The sequence below is a fragment of the Vibrio nigripulchritudo ATCC 27043 genome, from assembly GCF_000222685.1.
In the GTDB taxonomy this organism is placed as follows: domain Bacteria; phylum Pseudomonadota; class Gammaproteobacteria; order Enterobacterales; family Vibrionaceae; genus Vibrio; species Vibrio nigripulchritudo.
In genome coordinates, this window is the sequence record NZ_AFWJ01000228.1 from 1 (window position 1) to 799 (window position 799).

A 799-nucleotide genomic window follows, 5' to 3' on the forward strand; every position below is an offset into this window, starting at 1 on the left:
CGTTACGCGCGTATTCCATAAACATCAGGAAGGTCGCACCGTAAGGAACGAAACCACCGTGAAGCGCGATACCGTTCATGATGGCTGTCATACCGAACTCACGCACACCGTAGTGGATGTAGTTACCGGACGCGTCTTCTGCCGTCAGTGACTTAGAGCCAGACCACATGGTCAGGTTAGAAGGCGCAAGGTCAGCGGAGCCACCCATGAAGTCAGGCAGGATAGCACCGAAGGCTTCCAGTGCGTTTTGAGACGCTTTACGTGACGCGATGTTGGCTGGGTTGGCTTGAAGGTCAGCAATGATTTGGTTCGCTTTCGCTTCCCATTCTGCTGGCAGGTCGCCGTTTACTCGACGCTTGAATTCAGCGGCAAGCTCTGGATACGCTGCTTCATAAGCTGCAAATTTCTCGTTCCACGCTGCTTCCTTAGCTGCGCCTGCTTCTTTCGCAGACCACTCTGCATAGACTTCCTGCGGAATTTCAAAAGGACCGTGCTCCCAACCTAAAAACTCACGTGCTGCTGCAATTTCTTCATGACCCAATGGCGCACCGTGACAGTCGTGCGAACCGGATTTGTTTGGTGAACCGAAACCGATGATGGTCTTAGTACAAATCAATGTCGGGCGAGGGTCGGCTTTCGCCGCTTCAATCGCTGCATTAATGGCTTCAGCATCGTGACCGTCGACCGCTGGAATCACATGCCAGCCGTACGCTTCAAAACGCTTAGGCGTGTCGTCAGAGAACCAGCCTTCCACTTCACCGTCGATAGAGATGCCGTTGTCATCCCAGAACGCAATCAG

The 799-nt window shown here is 53.3% G+C and carries 1 protein-coding gene; it reads right to left on the minus strand.

The features are described from left to right. Positions 1 to 799, minus strand: a 799-nt coding sequence (locus RH89_RS16510; RefSeq protein WP_038146413.1) for a transketolase, incomplete at both ends; no start/stop codon positions are given.